The following is a 19,044-nucleotide window of genomic DNA, read 5'->3' as shown; positions in this document are numbered from 1 at the left end:
TCACGAAAAAAGAGAAGAACTAGAAAGTGGAAACGACGAAAAGGCCGAAGAGAAGGCCCGCGATGAACATCAGGACACCCACCTTCAGCAATGTTCTGATCGACATCCAGAGTGTCATCGCGGTCTCCCCCCTCGGTTACCTCGAAGACAAGAATGCCCCGGCCGCTGGGCCGGGGCATCGACGGATGACGGGGTCGCTACCTGACATTTGGCAGGTAGCCGACGAGGGCGCGCAGCACGTCCGGACGGCCGATCGTCACGCGGGCCCTGGAGCTGGTGACGATACCGCGATCGCGCAACACCGCGAACGCCCTGGCGACCGACCGCGGCGAGGCGTCGACCTGGCTCGCCACGTCCTGCTGACTGAGCTTGATGCGCAACATGATGCCCCTGTCCGTCATCACTCCGTGCAGGTCCACCAGCCGCAACAGGCAAGCGGCCACCCGGCGGGTCACGTCGAGCGACGCGAAGAGCGCCCGCTCCTCGCTCAGTTCGACGAGGCGGCCGGCCAGCTGTTTGATCATCGCCATCGAGATGGCCGGCTGGGTTCGCAGCAGGTCGATGAACTGTTCGCGGAGCAGTTGGGCGACCGTCACCTCCTCCAGCGCGCGGACGCTGGCCGTGCGGTCCGAGCCGTGCACGGCGGCGAGGTCGCCGACGACGTCACCGGGGCCGCGGAACGCCAGCAGCAGATCGCGGCCGTCGTCGGTGGCGAGCGACACGCGCACCCACCCGCTCAGCAGCACGAACACGTGATCGGTGGGATCCCCTTGGCGCAGAAGCACTTCATCGGCCGAGAACGCGCGCCGAACCCCTGCACCCGTCACGACCTCGCGGTCGCCGGCGGACAGGTGGTCGAAGATCGACCCTGGCACCCACGGCCGAATCATCAGGCCCCCTTGACCTTCTGCTCGTCGAGCCACGCGCCCGCGTCGGTCGTCCACCGGGACACGGGGGTCACACATCCGGTGGGTCCAGGCAAGCAGGTGTTCACGTTCCACAGCAAGAAGAACAGGAACACCAGCGCGATCACGAAAGGTTTCGGCCGCTTCAGGCAGGTCTGGGCGAGCCACGCGTTCATCCCCGCGTCCAGCAACGCCTGGTGGAGCAGCTCGACGAGCCAGCCGAACAACGGCAGCCCGCCGAGCGCGTCAGTCGTCGTCATCGTCGTCCCCGTAGTCCGGGGGCAGGTCGAGGAGGATCTCCGCGGTGATCGGCACCGACGAGATCTGCTCCGCCGTCATCCGCGGCCGCGGCGGGGGCGGCGCCGCGATCGGGAGCCCGCCCGAGGGTGCGGGCAGGCCGAGCGACGCCCTCGACAGCTGGTTGGCGATGACGGACGACGCCTGGCTCATGATGCCCTGCACGTCGCCGTGGGTGACCAACCCGTTGTCCAGCAAGGAGCTCAGCAGCTCCTTCGCCGTCTCGAAGTCCAGCCGGTCGCGCTGCATGAACAACGCCAGCACGTTGTTGACCTCCGCCGGGCTGCTCGCGAGCTGCAGCGCCACGAGCGACTCCTGACCGCCTTCGAGCGCCCGGTGGTAGAAGTCCATCCGCCGCTGGGTGAGGCGCAGCTGGTGCTCGGCCTCGGCCCGTTCGAGCGCCTGCCGGTTCGTTTCCTGTTCTCTCTCGATCTCGGCTGTCTGCCGCATGCTGGTGGTCTCACGGGCGTGCTGGTGCGCGATCCACTCGTGCCGTTTGCGGTTCTGCAGCTCTTCGAGCGCGGGGCCGTCCAACGACAACGACACCGAACAGTGCACCAGCAACACGCCCTGCGGGAGCATCAACGGGCCCTGGTCGGAGAAGTACCGGATCATGGCCCGTTCCGCGGCGGGCCGTTCCTCGATGGCGTAGGAGTTGCTGATCTCGCGCAACGTCTGCCGCAGGTAGGGCGCGAGCACGTGACCGGCCTCGGCCAGGCTGGTCTTCACCGCCTCGCACGGGTCGCCGACCCGCCACCGCGCCGTCACCTCGGCGTGGAACGGGAACGCGTCCTCCTGCGCTGGCAGGTCGAGCGCGAGGGTGTACGGGTGCACGGAGGTGTCCACCAGGTAGACCGAGCGCGGCCGGTTGATCGCGATCTCGCTGGCGGTCAGCGGCCGGTCGGACTGGTAGAGCTGACCGCGCCGGTCCAGGTAGACGGTCGCACGTTCGCCGCCCGGCATCGGGCGGTCGCGGAACAGGTCGCTGCGGCTCGGCTCCAGCTTGGTGATGAGCGGCTGAGCGGCGGGGTTCTGGTTGGTCACGGAAGGTTGTCCTCACGATCGAGTACGGCGATCAGCTCGACGGCGGCTTCGACCGGGCCGTTGCGGCCTCTCGCCCAGCGGATCAGGTTCTGGCGCAGGGACGTCCGGTTCCCGGCGGCCCGGGCGACGTCGGCGAGCAGCGCGCCCAACGGCTCGCGTTGCGCCTCATCGCGCTGGGCGACGTTCACCCAGCGCCGGACGACCTCGTAGGTCTCCGGCATGAAGAACTGGGCCTGGATCGCCCGGCCGATCAACGTCACGACGGCGTCCCGGTGCTCGCCCTCCGCGACCCGCAGCAGGCCGGGCCACGGTTCCGCGCTGCCCTCGACCTCCGCTTCGAGGAACGTGCACAGCTGCAGCACGCAGTTCAGCCCGACCATGCGCACCTGGAGCGACCGGGCGACCGTCCACTTCAGCAGCGCGTCCAGCACCAGGCCCAGCCGGTCGAGGTCGAGCGCCAGGTTGGTGATCGAGTCGGCGAGCGCGATGATCATCGCGGGCTGGTCGGTGTCCGCGGCCTTGCGCAGCAGCTTGAGCACCCGCGCCGGTTCCATGATCGGCAACGTGCCGAGGACGGCGACCGCGGCCATCCGGCGACCGGTCGCCTCCTTGCCCCGCAACCACCACGTGAGCATGCGGTTGATCAACGGCTGGAGTTGCGGCTCCATCATCGCCAGCCGCAGCGCGCCGATCACGGCCTGACGTTCCCAGTCGTGGCGTTCGTCGGCCCACCGTTCCAACACGTGCTGGCGGACGTAGTCGAACTCGGCGAGGCTCAGCAGCCCCACCGCGACACCCGCTCGGGTGCGCACCTGCCGGTCCCGCGAGCTGCCCAGCCCGCACAACCACTCGCGCACCACCTGGTGCGCCTCCGGGTACTCGCCCCAGACGTGTTCGAGCATCCGGCGCGGCCGGCGCCGATCGCGGTACCGGACGACCTCGACGGCCAGGCTGCCGAGGTCGCTCTCCTCCACCGACGTGGTGATCTCGGCGTGCACCCGCTCGACGAGGCTCATCCGGCGCATGGCGAACACGTCACGCACCCGCGCCCGCCGATCCGGTATCTCGGCCGCCTGGAACGCTTTCGCGAGCTTGGTCGCGTTCTCCGACACGACCTGCACCGGCATGCCGTCGAACACCGCGAGGCTGATCGCGAACGCGCGCTCCTCGTTGTCGGTCAGCCCGTCGAACCATTCGCGGAACCCCGACTCCGCGGCGCGGGTGTAGCTCTGCCGCAGGTCTTCCACGTCCCGCTGGCCCAGCACGATCTGCGAGAGGCCGCGGCCGAACTCGGCCAGTTCCTGGGCACGCGGAGTGGCGCCGACGACCTCCTCGACCAGTTCGCCGAACTCGGGGTAGTCGCCGAGTTCCTGGTCGGGCTTGCCGGAGACCTTCAGCTGCACCTGGAAGTGGCTCGCCACCAACGCCCGGCCGTCCGCGAGCTGCGCTGTGTCGACGAGGAAGTGCGCGAGCTCGTGCTCGCGCATCGCCGTGCCCGCGTCGACCAGCACGATCATGCGAGCCCGAGCGCTTTCGAGCTGCCGCTGCCACAGCCCGAGCGTGTACTCGCTCAGCGCGGCCGCCTGGTCGACCTCCAGCGACTCGAGCAGGTACCCGTGGTCGTCGGCCAGGTCGAGCGCGCTGGACGGCGACCGCAGGCTCGTGTCCGGGCTGAGCTTGTCCACGCCCTCGGCGCACTCGCTGCCCAACAGGTGCAGCGCGGTCGCCGTGCGTCCCGAACCGGCCGGCCCTCGCAGCAGCACGATCCACTGACTGCGCAACCGTTCCCGCAGCGTCTCGTAGCTCGTCGGCGCGACGAAGGTGGCGGTGACCGACCGGATCACCTCGGCCGAGATCGGGCCGCTGGGCACCGCGTGATGGGTTCCGCCACCGGGCTGGCCGAGCGTGCCCGCGTCGACGAGGCCGATCGAGCTGGTCAGGAAGATGTTGCCGATCGAGCGGTCACCGAGGATCGCGGCGACCGAGCGGTCCAGCGCGCGGGCGTCCTGGAACAGCTTGCGGGCGTTGCGCGGGTCGGAGGCGTTCCGCTTGGCGTCGGGCAGTTCCTCCTCGCCGCGCGCTTTGTTCGGCTGCTCTTCCTTCTCCTGCTTCTCGGCCTTCTCCGCCTTCTCGGTCTCGGGTTTCGCCTGCGCGTCGGGAGCGGGCGGCGGGTCCGGTTTCGGCTCGACCGGCTCCGCGGGCTTGGCCTGGTCGGCATCGCTCATTTGGGATCCCGGAAGTAGTTGCGCGCGTCGACCCGCCCGATGTCACGGGCCTGGACGACGTTGCCGCCGACGGTGCCGGTCACGCTGTTGTGCACGCCCGACGGCCGCGAGGGCGTCTCCGGTTCGTGCTCTTCCGTGGCGACGGGCTGCGGCACCGGCGGGGTCGTGTAGCCAGGCACCCACGCCCAGGCGACGTTGCTCTTGAGCTCGCCGAACTTCTCCCGCGGGAGCTTGCCGTAGCCGTGCTTGACCACCGTGTTGTAGACGTGGTCCGAGACGATCACGATGGCCTGCGCCCGCTGTGCGGCACCGAGCGCCGCCTTCGCCTCGGCGAGGTCGCAGACGCGGAACGTCCGAGTCAGTTCCTCACTGCTCCAGCCGCGGGCGTCGCGGTGCACGAATCCACAGTGGACGGCGATGCGCAGCCGCAGCCACGTCTCCGACTCGATCGTCGCGTTGTAGCGCGCCAGCTCGTCGATCAGCATCTGGGCCATCGGTGTCACTTCGAGCACACCCGCGTCGGCGATGAGCAGCACGCCGTCGCCCCTGTCCTCGGTGACGCACCTGCCGCCGAGCAGGCCGGCCTTCTCCATCGCCTTGTGCAGCATGGAGTAGAGCTCACGGCGCAGCTGCGGCAGCTCCTCGTTCTCCCGGTCGCTGGACTTCTCGACGTCCACCACCAGGAACGTCCTGGTGACCGGCTCGTTCATGTCGTTTCCTCTCACGGCAACACTCCTCGTGCACAGACGTGGTCGAGCACAACGGCGATCCCGTGCCGCACCACGGCTTCGCGCACCAGGCGGTAGCCACCGCCGTAGACCGGATCGGGGTTCTCCAGCGCGGACCGCCGCAAGGTGTCGGCGAACGGCGTGCGCCGGCGTTTGAGCCAGGCGCCGGCGAACAGCTCGCAGACGCCTTCTTCGAGGGTTTGGTCGAGGTCGACCGCACCGCGCTGGGCGAGCCACGCGTGGCCGATCTCGTGCACGACCGTGGCGCAGAAGTGGGTCTCGGTGAGGCCGCCGGCGATCTCGATCCCGAGCACGTCGGTCACCGCGGTGTCCACCCAGACGCGTTGCAGCGTGCGGCCGAGGCACAACGACCGCGTGTCGGGGTTCATCACGTCCGGGTCCACCAGGGTCACGCGAACCCGTTGCGGCAGCTCGATTCCGAGCGCCGCCATGTCCGCGCGCACCTGCGGGATGTGCTTCCTGGCCTGTTGTTGTGTGTCCACGGCAACGCTCACGCAGGTCGGGCAGCGCACGGTCGTGGAGGTGAACCGGGACCAGTTCCGTTCACCGGCGTGCCGCGGCCGCACGCACAGCGCACACCTGTCCAGGACCGGGTGCGTGGCGCAGGTCGCCTCGCCGTGCAGCGAGATCTCGTAGCTGGCCATCGGCGGCAGGCCGCAGACCGTGCAGGACGTCATGTGGCCTGCACCCACCTCTTGGTCTTCGGGTCACGCTTCCAGCCGGGCGTGGACGTGGCGGGCGGCGGAGCGGGCGCGCTCTGCCGCCGCACCACGGGTTGCTGGCCGTCGAAGAAACGACCCCAGTCCTGCGCGGTCGGCCGGTCTGCCGGACGGCGGCTCAACGACGCGCGCAACAACGTCCTGCCTTCCGGCGCCAGCACCGCGTTGGCCCTGGCCGGGTCGCGCGACACCGATCCCATCGACGCGGGAACGAGGCACCGCAACACGAACAGGCCGAACTTGTAGATGTCGGTCGACTGGCTGAGCGTGTCCTCCGGCGGATCCCAGTCGGGAGCGTTGAGCTGCTTGACGACCGCCGACGAACCCTTGATCCGGATGGCGTCGCAGTCGACGAGCATCACGCACGGCCGGCCGTCGATCCTGAACACCTCGTTCTTCGCGTTGATGTCACCCATCACGAGGTCGTTGCGGTGCAACAGGTGCAGCGCGGCGGCGAGGTCGCGGCAGATGAGCAGCCGCTGGGCGGGGGTCGGTGCGGGCATGCCGAGCCGCCGGGCGCGGTCCGGGTCGATGAAGAGGTGCTGCACCTCCCGCAGGCTGTTCTTCGGCTGTCCGCTCGGCAACACCCTGTCCTCGAAGAACTCGCCGGGGATGAGCGGCATCAGCACACCGCTCACCGCCCCGGCCTGCTCCACGATCCGCACCGGCCACGCGGTGCAGCGGTCCAGTCGTTGCCGCGTCGCGACGTCCATCCGCAGCCGTTTGTCGACGACTGCGCTCAACCCGTGCGGTGGCACGTGGTCCGGCTTGTACTGCTTGTACACCAACGGTCCGGCCACGTCGTCGAGCGTGATGGCCGGTGCCAGGAAGACCTTCGCCTGGCCACCCGCGCCGATCTGCGGCCCGAGCGGGCCCAGCGCGGACAGACCGATGGTGTGCGAGCTCACCGCTGGCTCACCGGCCACACCGCCACCACCGTGCGGTCGTCGTCGAAGCTCTTGCGCGCGAAGCCGATCTGCGCCGCGAACTCGACACCGGACGCGGGCGGCCGCGTCCAGGCGTCCGCGAGGAACCGGCCGACCGGCCCGGTGCCCTGCCCGAGCGGGTCACCGACGCCGTCGGTCATGAGCACCAACGCCTCGCCCGCGCGGATGGTCGTCCGCACCGGCACCGGATCGGCGGCGGGCGGCAGCGGCAGTGCCTGCACGCTCGCCGAGTACACCTCGGCGCCCTCGTTCTTGACGGCCTCCTGCGGTTCCCAGCGGCCGCCCTCGCGCAGCACCCACGCCGAGGTGTCGCCCACCGTCACGACGTGCGCGACGTGCACTCCGTCGGCGGGCCGCAGGTCGACGACGGCGTACAGCACCGTGGTCGCGAGCTTCTGCGCGACATCGCGCAGATCGCACTTCTCGGCGTCGATGTCCTCCCTGCCCCGCAACAACTTCCGGCCGTACCGCTCGATCTGCGTCGCGACGCTGTGCACGAACGGTCCCCACGGCAGGGCGGCCGGTTCCGAGCGGTCGAGAATGCCCGCGAGCGCCTTCGCACCCCACCGCGTGGCGATCATGGCCGCCTTGTGCGACAGCTCGCCCGACGAAACCCCGTCGGCGACACAGATCACCAGGTACCGGCCATCGGTGGTGCGGCGGCACGCGTACTCGTCCTGGCGCACCCGCCCGTAGGCCCGGTGTGCCAGCCCGCGCACGCTCGCCGCGCGCACCTCGACGATCTTCGTCCGCCCGTCGCGCAGCGTGAACGCGTCGAGCACGGTGTCCTTGCGGTCCCACGCGGTCTCGTCCGGCAGCGGCACCACGCCCGCGGCGGCCCGGCCGGGGTCGCCGACCACGTACGGTTCGACGAACCCCTGCCACTTCGCTTCCGGCGCCGGTTCCACCGGGCCGGTCTCCGTCGCCGCGGCCATCAGACGAAGTCGTCCGACGAGTGGGCGTTGATACCCGACGGGAGGTCCTGCTTGCCCGGCAGGATCATGCCCGAGCTGCCCTGCGCCATGCTCTGCCCGGACGCGAGCATGCTGGAGATGAGGATCTCCGCGATGGCCGCGATCGCGTCCGCCGGGTTCTGGCCCTGCTCCATCAGGTACATCTGCATCTGCTTCGGCCCGGTCGCCGGGTGGATCAGCGTCGCGAGCGTGCGCGGGTTCGCCGAGTCCACACCGCACGGCACGAAGTTCGGGTAGGTCGCGAAGCTGGTCAGCTCCTGGAACGCCGAGCGCCACTCGTGTTCGGGGTCGGTCGGCTCGCCGTCGCTGATGAAGAACACCGCGGGCCGGTGCACGAGGTACCCGTCGGCCTTGAGCTGCTTGACGTTGATCTCGATCTCCGACTTCAGCGTCCGGAACGCCGCACCGTACGAGGTGGCGCCGCGGATCGTCAGCGAGGGCAACGAACTGTGCTGGTCGAGCACGTCGCACAGCGGCAGGCGCACCTGGGCGTCCGATCCGAAGTCGATCACGCAGAACCGCACCTTGTCGGCGAGGATCGGCGCTTCCGCGAGCGCGTCGACCACCTTCGGCATGATCTTGTTCGCCTGGTCCAGCTTCTGCCCCGACATCGACGCCGAGACGTCGATCAGGACGTAGAAGGGCAGGATCTTGGCTTTCTCGCTCTCCACGCGGAGTTCTCCTGTCAGGGGTTGGGGGTGTGGTTCGAACCGTTGTTGTAGCGGGGAATCGGCGTGGTGGCGCTCGGGTCACCGTGGGCGGGGAGCTGCACGGTCCTGGCCGGTCCGTGCGGCGGCTGCGCTGCGTGCCGCGGGGCGTGCTGGGGTGTGTGCTGGGGTGTGTGCTGCGGTCCGTGCATGACCTGCTGGCCGATCTTCGGACCGCTGCTCGTGGGACCGCCGCAGTGGGCGACGTTCGCCTGGTACCAGTCGTTGAGGGCCTCGTCCGCCCGCAGCTGCGCGACGCCGCTCCACGTCTTGATCGCGTTCATCGCGATCTTGAGCTGCTCGTCGGCGACCGCCTGCGTGGTCTGCTTCTGCATCGCCGCGTGGCTGAGCAGCCGCTGTTCCTCCTCGTCGAACTTGTGCTTCGCCTGCAACAGCGCGAGATCGCGGTCCCGGTCGGCCCACGCCTCGTCGTCGACGTCCGCACCCTCGTCGGAGCGGCGCAGGAGGCTGTCGTAGAGCGTCTCCTTGCCGAACAGGCTGAGCAGCTTGACGATCACCGGCAGCAGCTCGATGCAGAGGAACAGCAGGAACAGCATGAAGTCCGCCTTGCCACCGCTGTCGCGGCCGGCGGTGATGCGGTCGAGCGCCTCGAGCCTGGCGAGCAGACCGGTGTCCCCCGCCGCGGCCTCGAAGCCCTGCTTGCGCAAGTTCTCCGCCTGCTTGCGCAGCACCTCCAGTTCGGCCTGCACACCGGGAAGCCGCTGGCTCGCGGCGGTGCTGGCGGTGGACGAGCCGTCGGCGATGCGCTTGTCGACGCGAGCGGTGGTGGCCTCCAGTTCCCGCGCCGCCTTGTCGCGCTTGCCGCGGGCCTCGTCCGCAACGGCCTTCTTCTGCCGGTACGCCTCGCCGTCGCCCTCCTTGCCGGTGCCGCAGCTGCCGTCGAACTCGCACTGCGCCAGGCGGCTCGCCTCCTGGTAGACCTTCTCGGCGTTGTCGAGCGTGGTCTTCGCCGCCTTGACGTCCGGGTCGTCGGCGGCCGTGGTGACGGCACGGCCGGAGAGGATCTCCAGCAGGCCCTTCTCCTCGGTCTCCAGCTCCTTGATCTTCTTCAGCGCCTCGTCGGTCTTCACCTGGTTGCGCTGCACCGACTCGACCTGCATCACCACCAGCTCGTTGCGGATCTCCGGTTCGAAGATCTTCAGCACCAGCGGGACGGAGATCACCGTGCCGATGACGATCGCGAGACCGAGCCGGGGCAACGCGACGAGGAAGTTGAGCAACTTGGTGTTGCCGCGCGTCATCGTCACGACGAGCATGCGGTCGAGGTTGAAGATGATCACGCCCCAGCCGAGCGCCACCGGTGCCGCGATCGCGATCGGCAGGCCGAGCTGCGAGGTCATGGCGAAGTACGCCGAGGCGGCGGCGACCGCGGCGGTGCTCAGCAGCACGCCGCCCATCGTGGCGTGCTTGACCACGTCACCCGGCGCCTTCTGAAGGATGTCGGCCCGTGCTCCCGACACACGCGCAAGCCAGCGCGTCACGCTCATCGTCCTGACTCCTCATCGAACGGGTACCGCGGGGCGTCGGCGAAGAAGCCGCCGAAGTCGATCGGGAAGTGCGCCACGCCGGTGTCCGGGATCGCCGGCCACTCGAACACCTGCGGGGCGGGCGGTCTCAGGTCCAGCCGCGGCTGGGGAATCCCGATGACCGGCAGCGGTGGCATCCGGTCGATCCCGTCCGGGACGGGTACGTCGACCCGCAGCGACGGCAGGTCGGGGATCGGGACCGGAAGTGGTTGCTGCACCGGCGGTTCGAACACGTCGACCGGGCCGGCGGAACGGTGGTCGGCACCCAGCGCGTTGATCGCCGACACCTCGATCACCGCGGCCTCGAGCGGCGCGATGGGCGTCGACCCGCGCTCGTGCGCGCCGCGGGCCTTGACGACCTCGGTGCGGCCGGGTCCGGCGGAGATCCGGATCTCGGTGGCCTCGAACGCCTCCCACTCGACCACCACCGACTGTCCCTTGAGGACGATCGTGCGGTCGAGCGACACCGCGCCGACTCGCGGCGGGGCGACCGGCTCGCCGAGCGTGCGGCGCAGGTACACCTCCCACTCGCGGGCGAGCGGACGGGCGGCGAGGTCGGGCCCCAGCGCGCGGCGCACCATCGCGAGACCCTGCGAGTCGAGCGCGCCACCGATCGTGTCCGGGTCCGTGCACACCGACGTGCCGGGTCCGGGGGTGAGGCAGCGCAACACGAACAGCCCCAGCTTGTAGAGGTCGCTCGCCCGGCTCAGCACCTCGTTGCCCGGCGGGACCCAGTCCGGCGCGTTGAGCTGCTTCACCGACGCCACCGAACCCTTGGGGCGCACGCCGTCGCAGTCGAGGAACATCACCATCGGGGTGTCGTCCAGCCGGAAGAGCTCGTTCATCGCGTTGATGTCCCCGAACACCACACCCAAGGTGTCGTGCATCAGCGTCAGCACGCCGGCGAAGTCGCGGCAGATCCGCAACCGCTGCTCGTCGCTCGGCTTCGGTCTGCCCAGCTCGGCCGCCCGCTCCGGCGGGATGAAGAGGTTCTGCACCTCGCGCAGCACCCGCTTCTTGCTGCCCGTGCCGGGCAGGACCACCTGATCGAAGTACGCCGCCGGGATCTTGGGCATGACGATGCCCAGCGCCTGGCCGTTCTCCTCGACCACCCGGACGGGCCACACGGTGACGGCGTCGAGCCGCTTGCGGGTGGGCAGGTCGAGGTTGTGGCGAGCGTCGACGATCCGGCGCAGGCTCTGCGGGTCGCTGTGCGGCTCGCGGTACTTCTTGTAGACCAGCTGACCCGCCACGTCCGGCAGTTTCAGGTCCGGCAGGTCGATGACGACCGCCTGGCCACCTCTGCCCAGCTGCTGGCCTGGTGTTCCGAGGTCACCAGGTGCAATGGACATGGTGATGCCAGACGAGGATTTCTCCACGTTTGCCTCTCCTAGTGCGAGATGACGACATTTGGCGGGCAGGCAATGGACACGGGAAAGGTAAACTGACGACAACCGCAGGTGCGGCTGTTGGTGCAGTTTGACCACCATCTGTCAACTGCCGGTCGTCCTCCTCAGCTGTCACGCCCCACAACCGGCCTGGCCAGAGGCGCTATGCGTGGTCAATCGGCATCCGGCCGCGAACCGTTACGGCCCGAACCACACCATTTTCTGGCCAACTCAGGTCCAAAGTTGACAAAAAATGGACACATTCGTGGCAGCCGAAAAGAGACCCCGCGGTTTCGTTTTGAAAGTTGCCAATACGCCACCGGAGTCGCATTTCTGCCGGTCAGGGCGCGTATTTACATAAAATTGCGCAGACGACTTCCGGACGTGTCCTATGAGGAGCGTGAGCTCGTGGGCGCGTCCCGTACCACGACTGAGTGCACCTTGGCGTGTGCGCCGTGGTGTTGCGGCCGTCTGCCAACAGACTGGGGTTCGTGGACACCAGGAAACGAGTCGATCCGGTCCGGCGTGGACGCACGATTCTGGGCGCGTCACTGGTGGTCACAGCCGCGGCCGCGGGGACACGCGCCGCCGTGGGGTTCGGCTACTCGGCGGAGGTGGAGCAGGCGATCCGCGCGAAGGACGGGCTGGACATCACCGTCGGGCTGCACTCAGGGCTGACGTGGGGCTGGCTGGCGTTCGCGGTGCTGGCCGGGGTGGCCGCGGTCCCGCTGCTCGTCAACGGAACGGGCCGGACGTTCGCGGCCGGGGTCTGTTACGCGCTGGGCATGCCGTTGTTGTTGTTCGGCATCGGTGTGTCCGCGCCGGTTTCGTCGGTCCGGACGTGGACGTGGGTGGCCTGCGGTGCCGTCCTGCTGCTCGCGGGTTTCGTGATGCTGACCTCCGGACCTGTTGCGCCGCAACCACAGCAGCGGCGCCGGCCACAACGCGGCCGCTCCACACGGGTTCGCTGATTGTTCCATTCCGGACACTCGAGCGGCGCGCGCCTGGCATGGTGTCCGCCATGATCGAGACAGCCCGGCTGGCCGGGTTCTTCACCGCTCACGGGATCTGGTGCGTGTCCGAAGGAGAAACGCTGGTTCCGCTGCTCGGGTACGAGCACGCCGACGGCGAGTACGGCATGAACCGGTTGATGTACGACGACTACGCCGAAGGTGCCCGCGCCGGTCAGGACGCGCTGGCCGACGGCGACCCCAGCTGGGTGGGCGCCGTCCTGGTGGCCGACGGGTACATCGACCTGGAGCAGGGCAAGACCGACGCGTTGCTCGTCGAGGCCGTCCAGTACGGCGCCTATCGGCAGTCGTTGCAGTTGGCCGTGCCGTACCGGCTGGCCGGCGACCCGCGCGGATTCGCGGTGCACCGGCCCAAGTTCATGAACGCACGGTGCGGGGACCCGGCCTTCGACGCGACGGCCGAGGCGTTCTTCGTCGGTGCCGCGTCCCACACCGAAGCCCATGCGGTGTGGGACGCGCACCTGGACGAGTCCGTCTGACGGAATCCGGCTAGCGGCCCGTCACCGTGCAGGTGGCGGTCGCGGACTTGCCGGGGTTGCTCTCCGACACGGCCGTCAGCGTCACCTTCGACATGATCGGGCCACCTGTGCGCTGGGCGTGCACCGGAACGTCGACGCGGCCGCCGAACTTGGCCGTGGCCAACGCGTTCGGCACCGAGACGGTCCAGCCGTTCTCCGCCTTCGCCGTCACGCGGTAGACGTCACCGTCGAGGTACTGGTCGACGGGCTCCGGGTGCTGGCCTCCCGGCGGCGCGGTGCGGCCGGTGTTGGTCAGCGGGAAGCGGCACGTCGCCACGCCGTCGGCACCCGCGTGCGCCGCGGTCGGGTTGACCCGCACGCCCCGCTGCTGCGGGCCCGCGCCGTCGAGCGATCGGACGGCGACCGTGTAGGACAACACACCGCGTGCGTCCCGTTGCAGGTCCAGCACGTAGAAGTGCAGCCGGTTGGCCGTGTCGACGAACTCGTACTCGCTGCCCGAGTTCGTGCCCGCGTGGAACAGCGCGTCCGACAGCTGGCGGTAGTCGCCGATGGTGATCGGGACCTTGGTGCCGTCGGGCAGGACGTAGTCGGTCATGCCGATGTCCTGCGGGTTGGCGTCGATCAGCCACGTGAACGGTGCCGCGTCGGCGTTCTTGGTCTTGGCGAGCATCACGCCGGAGTCCGGGGTGAACGAGTCGGCGCCCATCCGGTCGACGACCTCGAGCGTGTAGTTGTTGTAGCCGCCGCCGTCGCAGAACGGGTTGGTGGCCACGTTGCACGCGGGCGTCTTGTCGCCGGTGCCCAACGCGAGGTTGATGCCGGTCAGGCCGTTCGAGCCTGGGTTGACCTCGCGGGCGGTGATCTTCGCGATCACCGTGCCGGACCCGGCCAGGGCCTCGCGCGACAACCGCAGGACGTTCTTCTCGTCGATGATGCCGAGCTTGATCTTGTTGCGGAACGTCTGCTGGGCGCCGAGCGACGCGCCGCCGGTGGCCGGGATCGTCCAGCGCGAGTGCGGGCCGCCGGGGCCGTTGAACGAACCGCGCGACAACATGTCCCACGGACCGCTGTAGTCACGGCGCGGCGGGCTGCCGTACGGGTTGTTGTAGTTGTCGCCGATGCCGAGGATGTGGCTCAGCTCGTGCGCGTACACGCCCTGGCCGGAACTCTCCGCCTGCGTCGACGAACCGCCGCCCGCGTTGGGCCAGATCGACGAGCCCGCGGCCCACGAAGTCCAGTCCACGTACCGGGTCTTCGACCAGTTCGGCAGCGCTGGGTCCGGCGGGCCGAAGTCGTCGGTCACGTCCTCCTTGGTCCGGAACTTCATCATCCCGAACTCCTGCCACGTGCCGGACTCGTCCTGGCCCGCCGACAGGTAGTAGGTGAAGTCGTAGCCCGCGGGCACTTCCGCGCCGACGTCCGCCACCCACGCGGCACGGCCGTCCGTGCGGATGTTGCGGGTGCACGTGTCACCGGCCGGGCAACCGGTACCGCCCTGGAACTCCATGGCGTACTCGTGGTCCTTGCCCGGCATCGTGTACGGCCCGAACGCCTTCAGCTCGACGCCGTACCGCCCGCCGGAGGTCTCCATCCAGTACTCGTGCACGGTGTGGCCGCGGTTGAGACCGTTCGGCTTGTTGAGGAAGTCCTGGTAGAACTGCCCGACCTGGGCCCGCGGCACGTTGCTCGCCTCGGCGCTCGGGTTGCCGAACACCGTGGAGTTCCTGGCCTGCGTGACGACGAACGGCTGGTTCGGGTAGTCCAGCAGGACCAGCGCGCCCTTGAAGTTGCGCACCGATCCCTTGACCGCCGGGTCGGCCCAGTTCGTGCCGGGGATCTTCTTGTAGTCCCGTTCCCAGGTCATGTGGTCGGGGTTGACCCAGTTCTGCGGGTCGATGGGCCCGGGGAACCCGTTCTGCGCGAGCACGCGGGCGGTGTCGCGGGACTGCTGCCACGGCTGCTGCTGGGGCCAGTGGTCGTACTGCCAATGGTGCAACGGTTCGTCCGGAGGGGCTGCGGCTGAGTTGCCGGCGGTGAACATCGCGACCGAGAGGAACGCGGTGATCAGCAGGGCAGGGCGCCGGTGTCTGCGGTCCATACCACCACCGTGGTGCAGAGCCGCCCGTGCGAACTACCGTCGATCGTCTGCTGGTTAACGGAATTCGGGCAGATCAACGCGAACGGACGCACCGCGCGGTCTCGGCACGAACCGCACCGAACCGCCGTGCACCGCCACGATGTCCGCCACGATCGCCAGTCCCAGACCGGATCCGGGCAGGCCACGGGCGTCGGGGGCGCGCCAGAACCGTTCGAACGCCGACCGCCGGTGCTCGAACGGCACGCCGGGACCCTCGTCGCTGACGGTGAGCCAGCCCGGCCGGGAGCGGACGGTGATGGTGGAGCTCGCCGGGGAGAACTTCACGGCGTTGTCCAGCAGGTTGAGCACGCTGCGTTCCAGCGCGCCGGCGTCGCCGATGATCGACCAGTCCGCGCGGTCGACGTCGAAGACGTGGTCGTGCGCACGGCTGCGGGCGCGTCTGACGGCCCGGTCGATCACGGCGGACACGTCGACGGGGTCGCTGGCGAGTTCGCGATCGTCGCGGGCAAGCACGACGAGTTCGGTGACGAGATCGCTGAACTCCTGGCTCTGGGCCTGCACGCGGTCGAGGACCTCGGACCGCTGGGGCAACGGGCGGCCGGCGCGTTCGGCTCGGACCAACAGGTCGATGTTGGTGCGCAACGACGTCAACGGCGTCCGCAGCTCGTGCGCGGCGTCGTTGACCAGATCTCGTTGGCGGCGGCGGGATTCGGCCAGGGCGGCGGTCATCGACGTGAAGGCACGGCCCAACCGGCCCACCTCGTCCTGGCCCGCGACGGTGACCGGGGTGGTGAGGTCCTCGGTGCGCGCGATGTGTTCGACGGTTTCGGTCAGGCGTTCCATCGGAGCCAGGGCGCGGCGGGTCAGCCACAGGCCCACGCCGGCGACCAGCAGGGCGCCGAAGATCGACACGCTGACCAGGACACCGGCCAGCGCGGCCAGGGTGTCGTCGATCTCCGCGAGGCTGCGGCTGAGGATCAGGACGTCGCCGTTGTCCAGTGGCTGCAGCAGAACGCGCGCCGACACGCCGGACTTGGTCACGCCGTCCCGGTACGTGGTCGTCCGCACGAAGTCCGCGGTGCTGGTGACGACGGGATCGACGCCGGGCGGGGCGCAGGTGCGGCCAGCCGTGCTCAGCGTCTGGATGCCTTGGAGCACCTGCTGAAGCCCCTCGTTGGGCAGCCCTTCGTCACAGATGATCTTCAACACCCGGTGCTCGCCCGGCATCGGCATCCGGTCCAACCGCGGTGGCAGGCTCGCCAGCAGGGACTTGTCGAGCTGCGAACGCAGGTTGTGCTCGGTGACGAGCCAGGTGACGACGCTGATGCCCGCGATCGCCAGCGCCACCACGCAGGCCGTGATCAGCGCGATCTTGCGGCGCAGCAGCACCGGGCCAGTCACGGTCCCTCACGCAGGATGTAACCCATGCCGCGCACGGTGTGCAGCAGCCGAGGACGGGCGCCGGCCTCGGTTTTGCGGCGCAGGTAGCCGATGTACACGTCGAGCAGGTTGGTGCCCTGGTCCTGACCCCACACGGCGTGTTTGAGGTGCTTCTTCGTCAGCAACCGCTCGGGGTCGCCCAGGAACACGGCCAGCAGATCGAACTCGGTCGGGGTCAGATCAAGACGATCGGAACCGCGCAGGACTTCGCGAGCCCGCGGGTCCATCCTGAGGTCGGCGAACTGGAGCAGTTGTGGCGTCGCGCGGTGCCGGTTCTGCTTGAGCAGAGCGCGGACGCGGGCGAGGAGTTCTTCCAGTGCGAAGGGTTTGACCAGGTAGTCGTCGGCGCCGGCGTCCAGACCGGTGACCTTGTCGCCGAGCGCGTCCCGGGCGGTGAGCATCAGCACCGGCAGGCGCTCCCCTGCCGCACGCAACCGGCGGCAGGCCTCCGAACCGTCGACGTTCGGCATCATCAGGTCGAGGATGGCCAGGTCGGCACGGCTGACGAGGGGCAGTGCCTCGGCGCCGTCCGCGGCGGTGGTGACCTCGTAACCCTCGAACTCGAGGCTGCGCCGCAGACTGTCCCGGACGTCCGGGTCGTCGTCCACCACGAGCAGTCGCATGCGGGCGACGGTAGGGCCGAATCCTGTGAGCCAGCTGTGCATCGCCGCTCTCACGATTCTCTCAGCAGAAGCCAAGGACGTTCTCACGACGACCTCAGCAGGCTCGGTTTCACACGGTCACTTGCTGTGTCCACAGTGGAACGGAGATGACATGGCGGTGAGCACCGCACAGGCAACGGGGACGGTGGACATCATGATCCCCGTCTACAACGAGGAACGCGCGCTGCCCGGCTGCGTCGAGGTGCTGCACGGGTTCCTGAGCGAGCAGTTCCCGTTCGACTGGTCGATCGTGGTCGTGGACAACGCCAGCACCGACAGGACCCTGGAAGTCGCGGAGGAGCTGGCCGCGAAGTACGAACGGGTGCGCGTGCACCACCTGGACCGCAAGGGTCGCGGGCTCGCACTGAGAGAGTCTTGGGGTGCCAGCGAAGCAGCCGTCGTCGTCTACATGGACGTCGACCTCTCCACCGGGCTGGACGGACTGCTGCCGCTGGTCGCACCGCTGCTCAACGGGCACTCGGACCTGGCGATCGGCTCGCGGCTCGCACCGGGTTCGCGGACGGTTCGCGGGCCACGGCGAGAATTGGTCTCACGCGCTTACAACGCGTTGATCAGGCTCACGCACGGCGCGCGGTTCAGCGATGCGCAGTGCGGTTTCAAGGCCGCGCGCACCGAGGTCGTCCGGCCGTTGCTCGGCCAGGCGCGCGACGAGGCGTGGTTCTTCGACACCGAACTGCTGCTCCTGGCCGAGCACAACGGTTTGCGCGTGCACGAGGTGCCGGTTGACTGGGTCGAGGACGTGGACAGCCGGGTCGACGTGGTCGGCACGGCGATCGACGACATCAAGGGGTTGATCCGGGTGGCACGAGCCAAGGCCAACGGCACCGCACTGGTCAACGGGCTGCCGAAACGGCCAAAACCCAAGGCCATCCACCCCGACGCCGTGCTGAGCCGCAGCGAGGGCGGGCTTTCCTGGCAGATGCTGTCGTTCGCGGTGATCGGCGTGATCTCCACGCTCGCGAACCTGGCTCTGTACGGCGTTTTTCGGACGTGGTGGCCCGTACTGGTGGCGAACCTGGCCGCGCTGGTGATCACGACGTTGTTCAACACGGAGGCCAACCGCCGCTTCACCTTCACCGCCCGCAACACCGGCAGGGGCAAGTCGCATCTGCAGGGCCTCGTGGTGTTCGGGCTCTACTACGCGTTCACATCGGCCGCGCTGCTCCTGTTTCAAGCGGCCTCCTCCAATCCCTCCCGCTCGCTGGAGCTGGTGGTGCTGCTCGGCTCGTCGGCCCTGGGCACCGTGGGACGTTTCTTCCTGTTGCGGAGCTGGGTGTTCCGCCGGGACGACCGAAAGGACGACGAATGACCGCCACTGCCGAAGTGGCAGCTCCGGCTGACCCACCGATCGAAGCGCGGCCATCTCGCTGGCCCGCGTGGGCCCTGGTGGCGATCTGCGTGCTGGCCGGAGCTCTGTACGTGTGGGCGATCGGCGCCGGCCAGGTCGGCAACTCGTACTACGCGGCCGCCGCGAAGTCGATGTCCACGTCGTTCACCAACTTCCTGTTCGGCTCGTTCGACCCTTATGGCGTCGTGACGGTCGACAAGCCGCCGATGTCGTTGTGGCCGCAGGCGATCGCCGTGTGGATCTTCGGGTTCCACGGCTGGGCGGTGTTGCTGCCGCAGGTGATCGAGGGCGTCGCGGCGGTGTTCCTGTTGCACCGCACGGTCCGGCTGTGGTCGGACGAGAAGGTGGCGCTGCTCGCGGCGTTGATCCTCGCGCTGACGCCGATCACCGTGGCGATCAACCGCGACAACAACCCGGACACGTTGCTGGTGCTGCTGCTCGTCGCGGCCGCCTACGCGTTCAC

At 69.1% G+C, this 19,044-nt stretch carries 18 protein-coding genes; 4 read left to right on the top strand and 14 right to left on the bottom strand.

The genetic code is table 11. From position 1 onward, the window contains the following. Positions 1 to 197 precede the first annotated feature (197 nt). From B0F77_RS42835 to B0F77_RS42785, 11 genes are read right to left on the bottom strand one after another with little or no spacing between them, the layout of a single operon-like run. Positions 198 to 890: a Crp/Fnr family transcriptional regulator gene (locus tag B0F77_RS42835; protein WP_158102987.1), complete on the bottom strand. Its 693-nt coding sequence runs from the start codon at positions 888 to 890 to the stop codon at positions 198 to 200. After that, on the bottom strand, positions 890 to 1,165 hold the full coding sequence (locus B0F77_RS42830) for a hypothetical protein (RefSeq protein ID WP_086668813.1): 276 nt from the start codon (positions 1,163 to 1,165) through the stop codon (positions 890 to 892). The genes B0F77_RS42835 and B0F77_RS42830 overlap by 1 nt, the downstream gene beginning before the upstream one ends. Beyond that, positions 1,152 to 2,246, bottom strand: a complete 1,095-nt coding sequence (locus B0F77_RS42825; protein WP_086668812.1) for an SPFH domain-containing protein — start codon at positions 2,244 to 2,246, stop codon at positions 1,152 to 1,154. Before B0F77_RS42825 ends, B0F77_RS42830 begins: the two co-directional genes overlap by 14 nt. Next, entirely contained in the window at positions 2,243 to 4,471 is a 2,229-nt protein-coding gene (locus B0F77_RS42820) for a hypothetical protein (protein ID WP_086668811.1), read from the bottom strand. Before B0F77_RS42820 ends, B0F77_RS42825 begins: the two co-directional genes overlap by 4 nt. Beyond that, positions 4,468 to 5,196: a nucleotidyl cyclase domain-containing protein gene (locus B0F77_RS42815; protein WP_143467216.1), complete on the bottom strand. Its 729-nt coding sequence runs from the start codon at positions 5,194 to 5,196 to the stop codon at positions 4,468 to 4,470. The genes B0F77_RS42820 and B0F77_RS42815 overlap by 4 nt, the downstream gene beginning before the upstream one ends. After that, positions 5,193 to 5,897, bottom strand: coding sequence for a protein DA1 (locus tag B0F77_RS42810; protein ID WP_086668809.1), 705 nt, complete (start codon positions 5,895 to 5,897; stop codon positions 5,193 to 5,195). The genes B0F77_RS42815 and B0F77_RS42810 overlap by 4 nt, the downstream gene beginning before the upstream one ends. Continuing rightward, the gene (locus B0F77_RS42805) at positions 5,894 to 6,847 is read right to left on the bottom strand and encodes a protein kinase family protein (protein WP_086668808.1); all 954 of its coding nucleotides are present in this window, start codon (positions 6,845 to 6,847) and stop codon (positions 5,894 to 5,896) included. The genes B0F77_RS42810 and B0F77_RS42805 overlap by 4 nt, the downstream gene beginning before the upstream one ends. Continuing rightward, positions 6,844 to 7,821 carry a protein phosphatase 2C domain-containing protein gene (locus tag B0F77_RS42800; protein WP_086668807.1) on the bottom strand — a complete coding sequence of 326 codons (978 nt, stop codon included), beginning with the start codon at positions 7,819 to 7,821 and terminating at the stop codon, positions 6,844 to 6,846. The genes B0F77_RS42805 and B0F77_RS42800 overlap by 4 nt, the downstream gene beginning before the upstream one ends. After that, a complete protein-coding gene (locus tag B0F77_RS42795) occupies positions 7,821 to 8,531 on the bottom strand; it encodes a vWA domain-containing protein (protein ID WP_086668806.1) in 711 nt (236 codons plus the stop codon). Before B0F77_RS42795 ends, B0F77_RS42800 begins: the two co-directional genes overlap by 1 nt. A 14-nt stretch (positions 8,532 to 8,545) precedes the next feature. Further along, positions 8,546 to 10,075, bottom strand: a complete 1,530-nt coding sequence (locus B0F77_RS42790; protein ID WP_086668805.1) for a DUF4407 domain-containing protein — start codon at positions 10,073 to 10,075, stop codon at positions 8,546 to 8,548. Beyond that, entirely contained in the window at positions 10,072 to 11,493 is a 1,422-nt protein-coding gene (locus tag B0F77_RS42785) for a hypothetical protein (RefSeq protein ID WP_143467215.1), read from the bottom strand. The genes B0F77_RS42790 and B0F77_RS42785 overlap by 4 nt, the downstream gene beginning before the upstream one ends. Positions 11,494 to 11,993: 500 nt before the next feature. On the opposite strand from B0F77_RS42785, the gene B0F77_RS42780 reads away from it, so the two are divergent. Both B0F77_RS42780 and B0F77_RS42775 read left to right on the top strand, forming a co-directional pair. Further along, on the top strand, positions 11,994 to 12,473 hold the full coding sequence (locus B0F77_RS42780; RefSeq protein WP_143467214.1) for a hypothetical protein: 480 nt from the start codon (positions 11,994 to 11,996) through the stop codon (positions 12,471 to 12,473). A 50-nt stretch (positions 12,474 to 12,523) separates the two neighbouring features. Continuing rightward, positions 12,524 to 13,012 (top strand): hypothetical protein, encoded by a 489-nt coding sequence (locus B0F77_RS42775; RefSeq protein WP_143467213.1) that lies wholly within the window; start codon positions 12,524 to 12,526, stop codon positions 13,010 to 13,012. Between the two features lie 10 nt (positions 13,013 to 13,022). Here B0F77_RS42775 and B0F77_RS42770 read toward each other — a convergent pair whose 3' ends face one another. The 3 genes from B0F77_RS42770 to B0F77_RS42760 are packed head-to-tail and all read right to left on the bottom strand — an operon-like array spanning position 13,023 to position 17,173. Continuing rightward, a complete protein-coding gene (locus B0F77_RS42770; RefSeq protein ID WP_086668801.1) occupies positions 13,023 to 15,110 on the bottom strand; it encodes a M6 family metalloprotease domain-containing protein in 2,088 nt (695 codons plus the stop codon). A gap of 54 nt (positions 15,111 to 15,164) precedes the next feature. Beyond that, complete coding sequence (locus tag B0F77_RS42765; protein ID WP_086668800.1) at positions 15,165 to 16,511, bottom strand: HAMP domain-containing sensor histidine kinase; 1,347 nt, start codon at positions 16,509 to 16,511, stop codon at positions 15,165 to 15,167. Further along, the gene (locus B0F77_RS42760; protein WP_086668799.1) at positions 16,508 to 17,173 is read right to left on the bottom strand and encodes a response regulator transcription factor; all 666 of its coding nucleotides are present in this window, start codon (positions 17,171 to 17,173) and stop codon (positions 16,508 to 16,510) included. Before B0F77_RS42760 ends, B0F77_RS42765 begins: the two co-directional genes overlap by 4 nt. 151 nt (positions 17,174 to 17,324) lie before the next feature. On the opposite strand from B0F77_RS42760, the gene B0F77_RS42755 reads away from it, so the two are divergent. Continuing rightward, positions 17,325 to 18,542, top strand: a complete 1,218-nt coding sequence (locus tag B0F77_RS42755) for a bifunctional glycosyltransferase family 2/GtrA family protein (protein WP_086668798.1) — start codon at positions 17,325 to 17,327, stop codon at positions 18,540 to 18,542. Beyond that, positions 18,539 to 19,044, top strand: a 506-nt coding sequence (locus B0F77_RS42750) for an ArnT family glycosyltransferase (RefSeq protein ID WP_211294315.1), incomplete at its 3' end; no start/stop codon positions are given. The genes B0F77_RS42755 and B0F77_RS42750, both read left to right, overlap by 4 nt.

Source organism: Lentzea kentuckyensis, assembly GCF_002150765.1.
Classification (GTDB): domain Bacteria; phylum Actinomycetota; class Actinomycetes; order Mycobacteriales; family Pseudonocardiaceae; genus Lentzea; species Lentzea kentuckyensis.
This window is presented reverse-complemented; position numbering and strand designations above follow the sequence as displayed.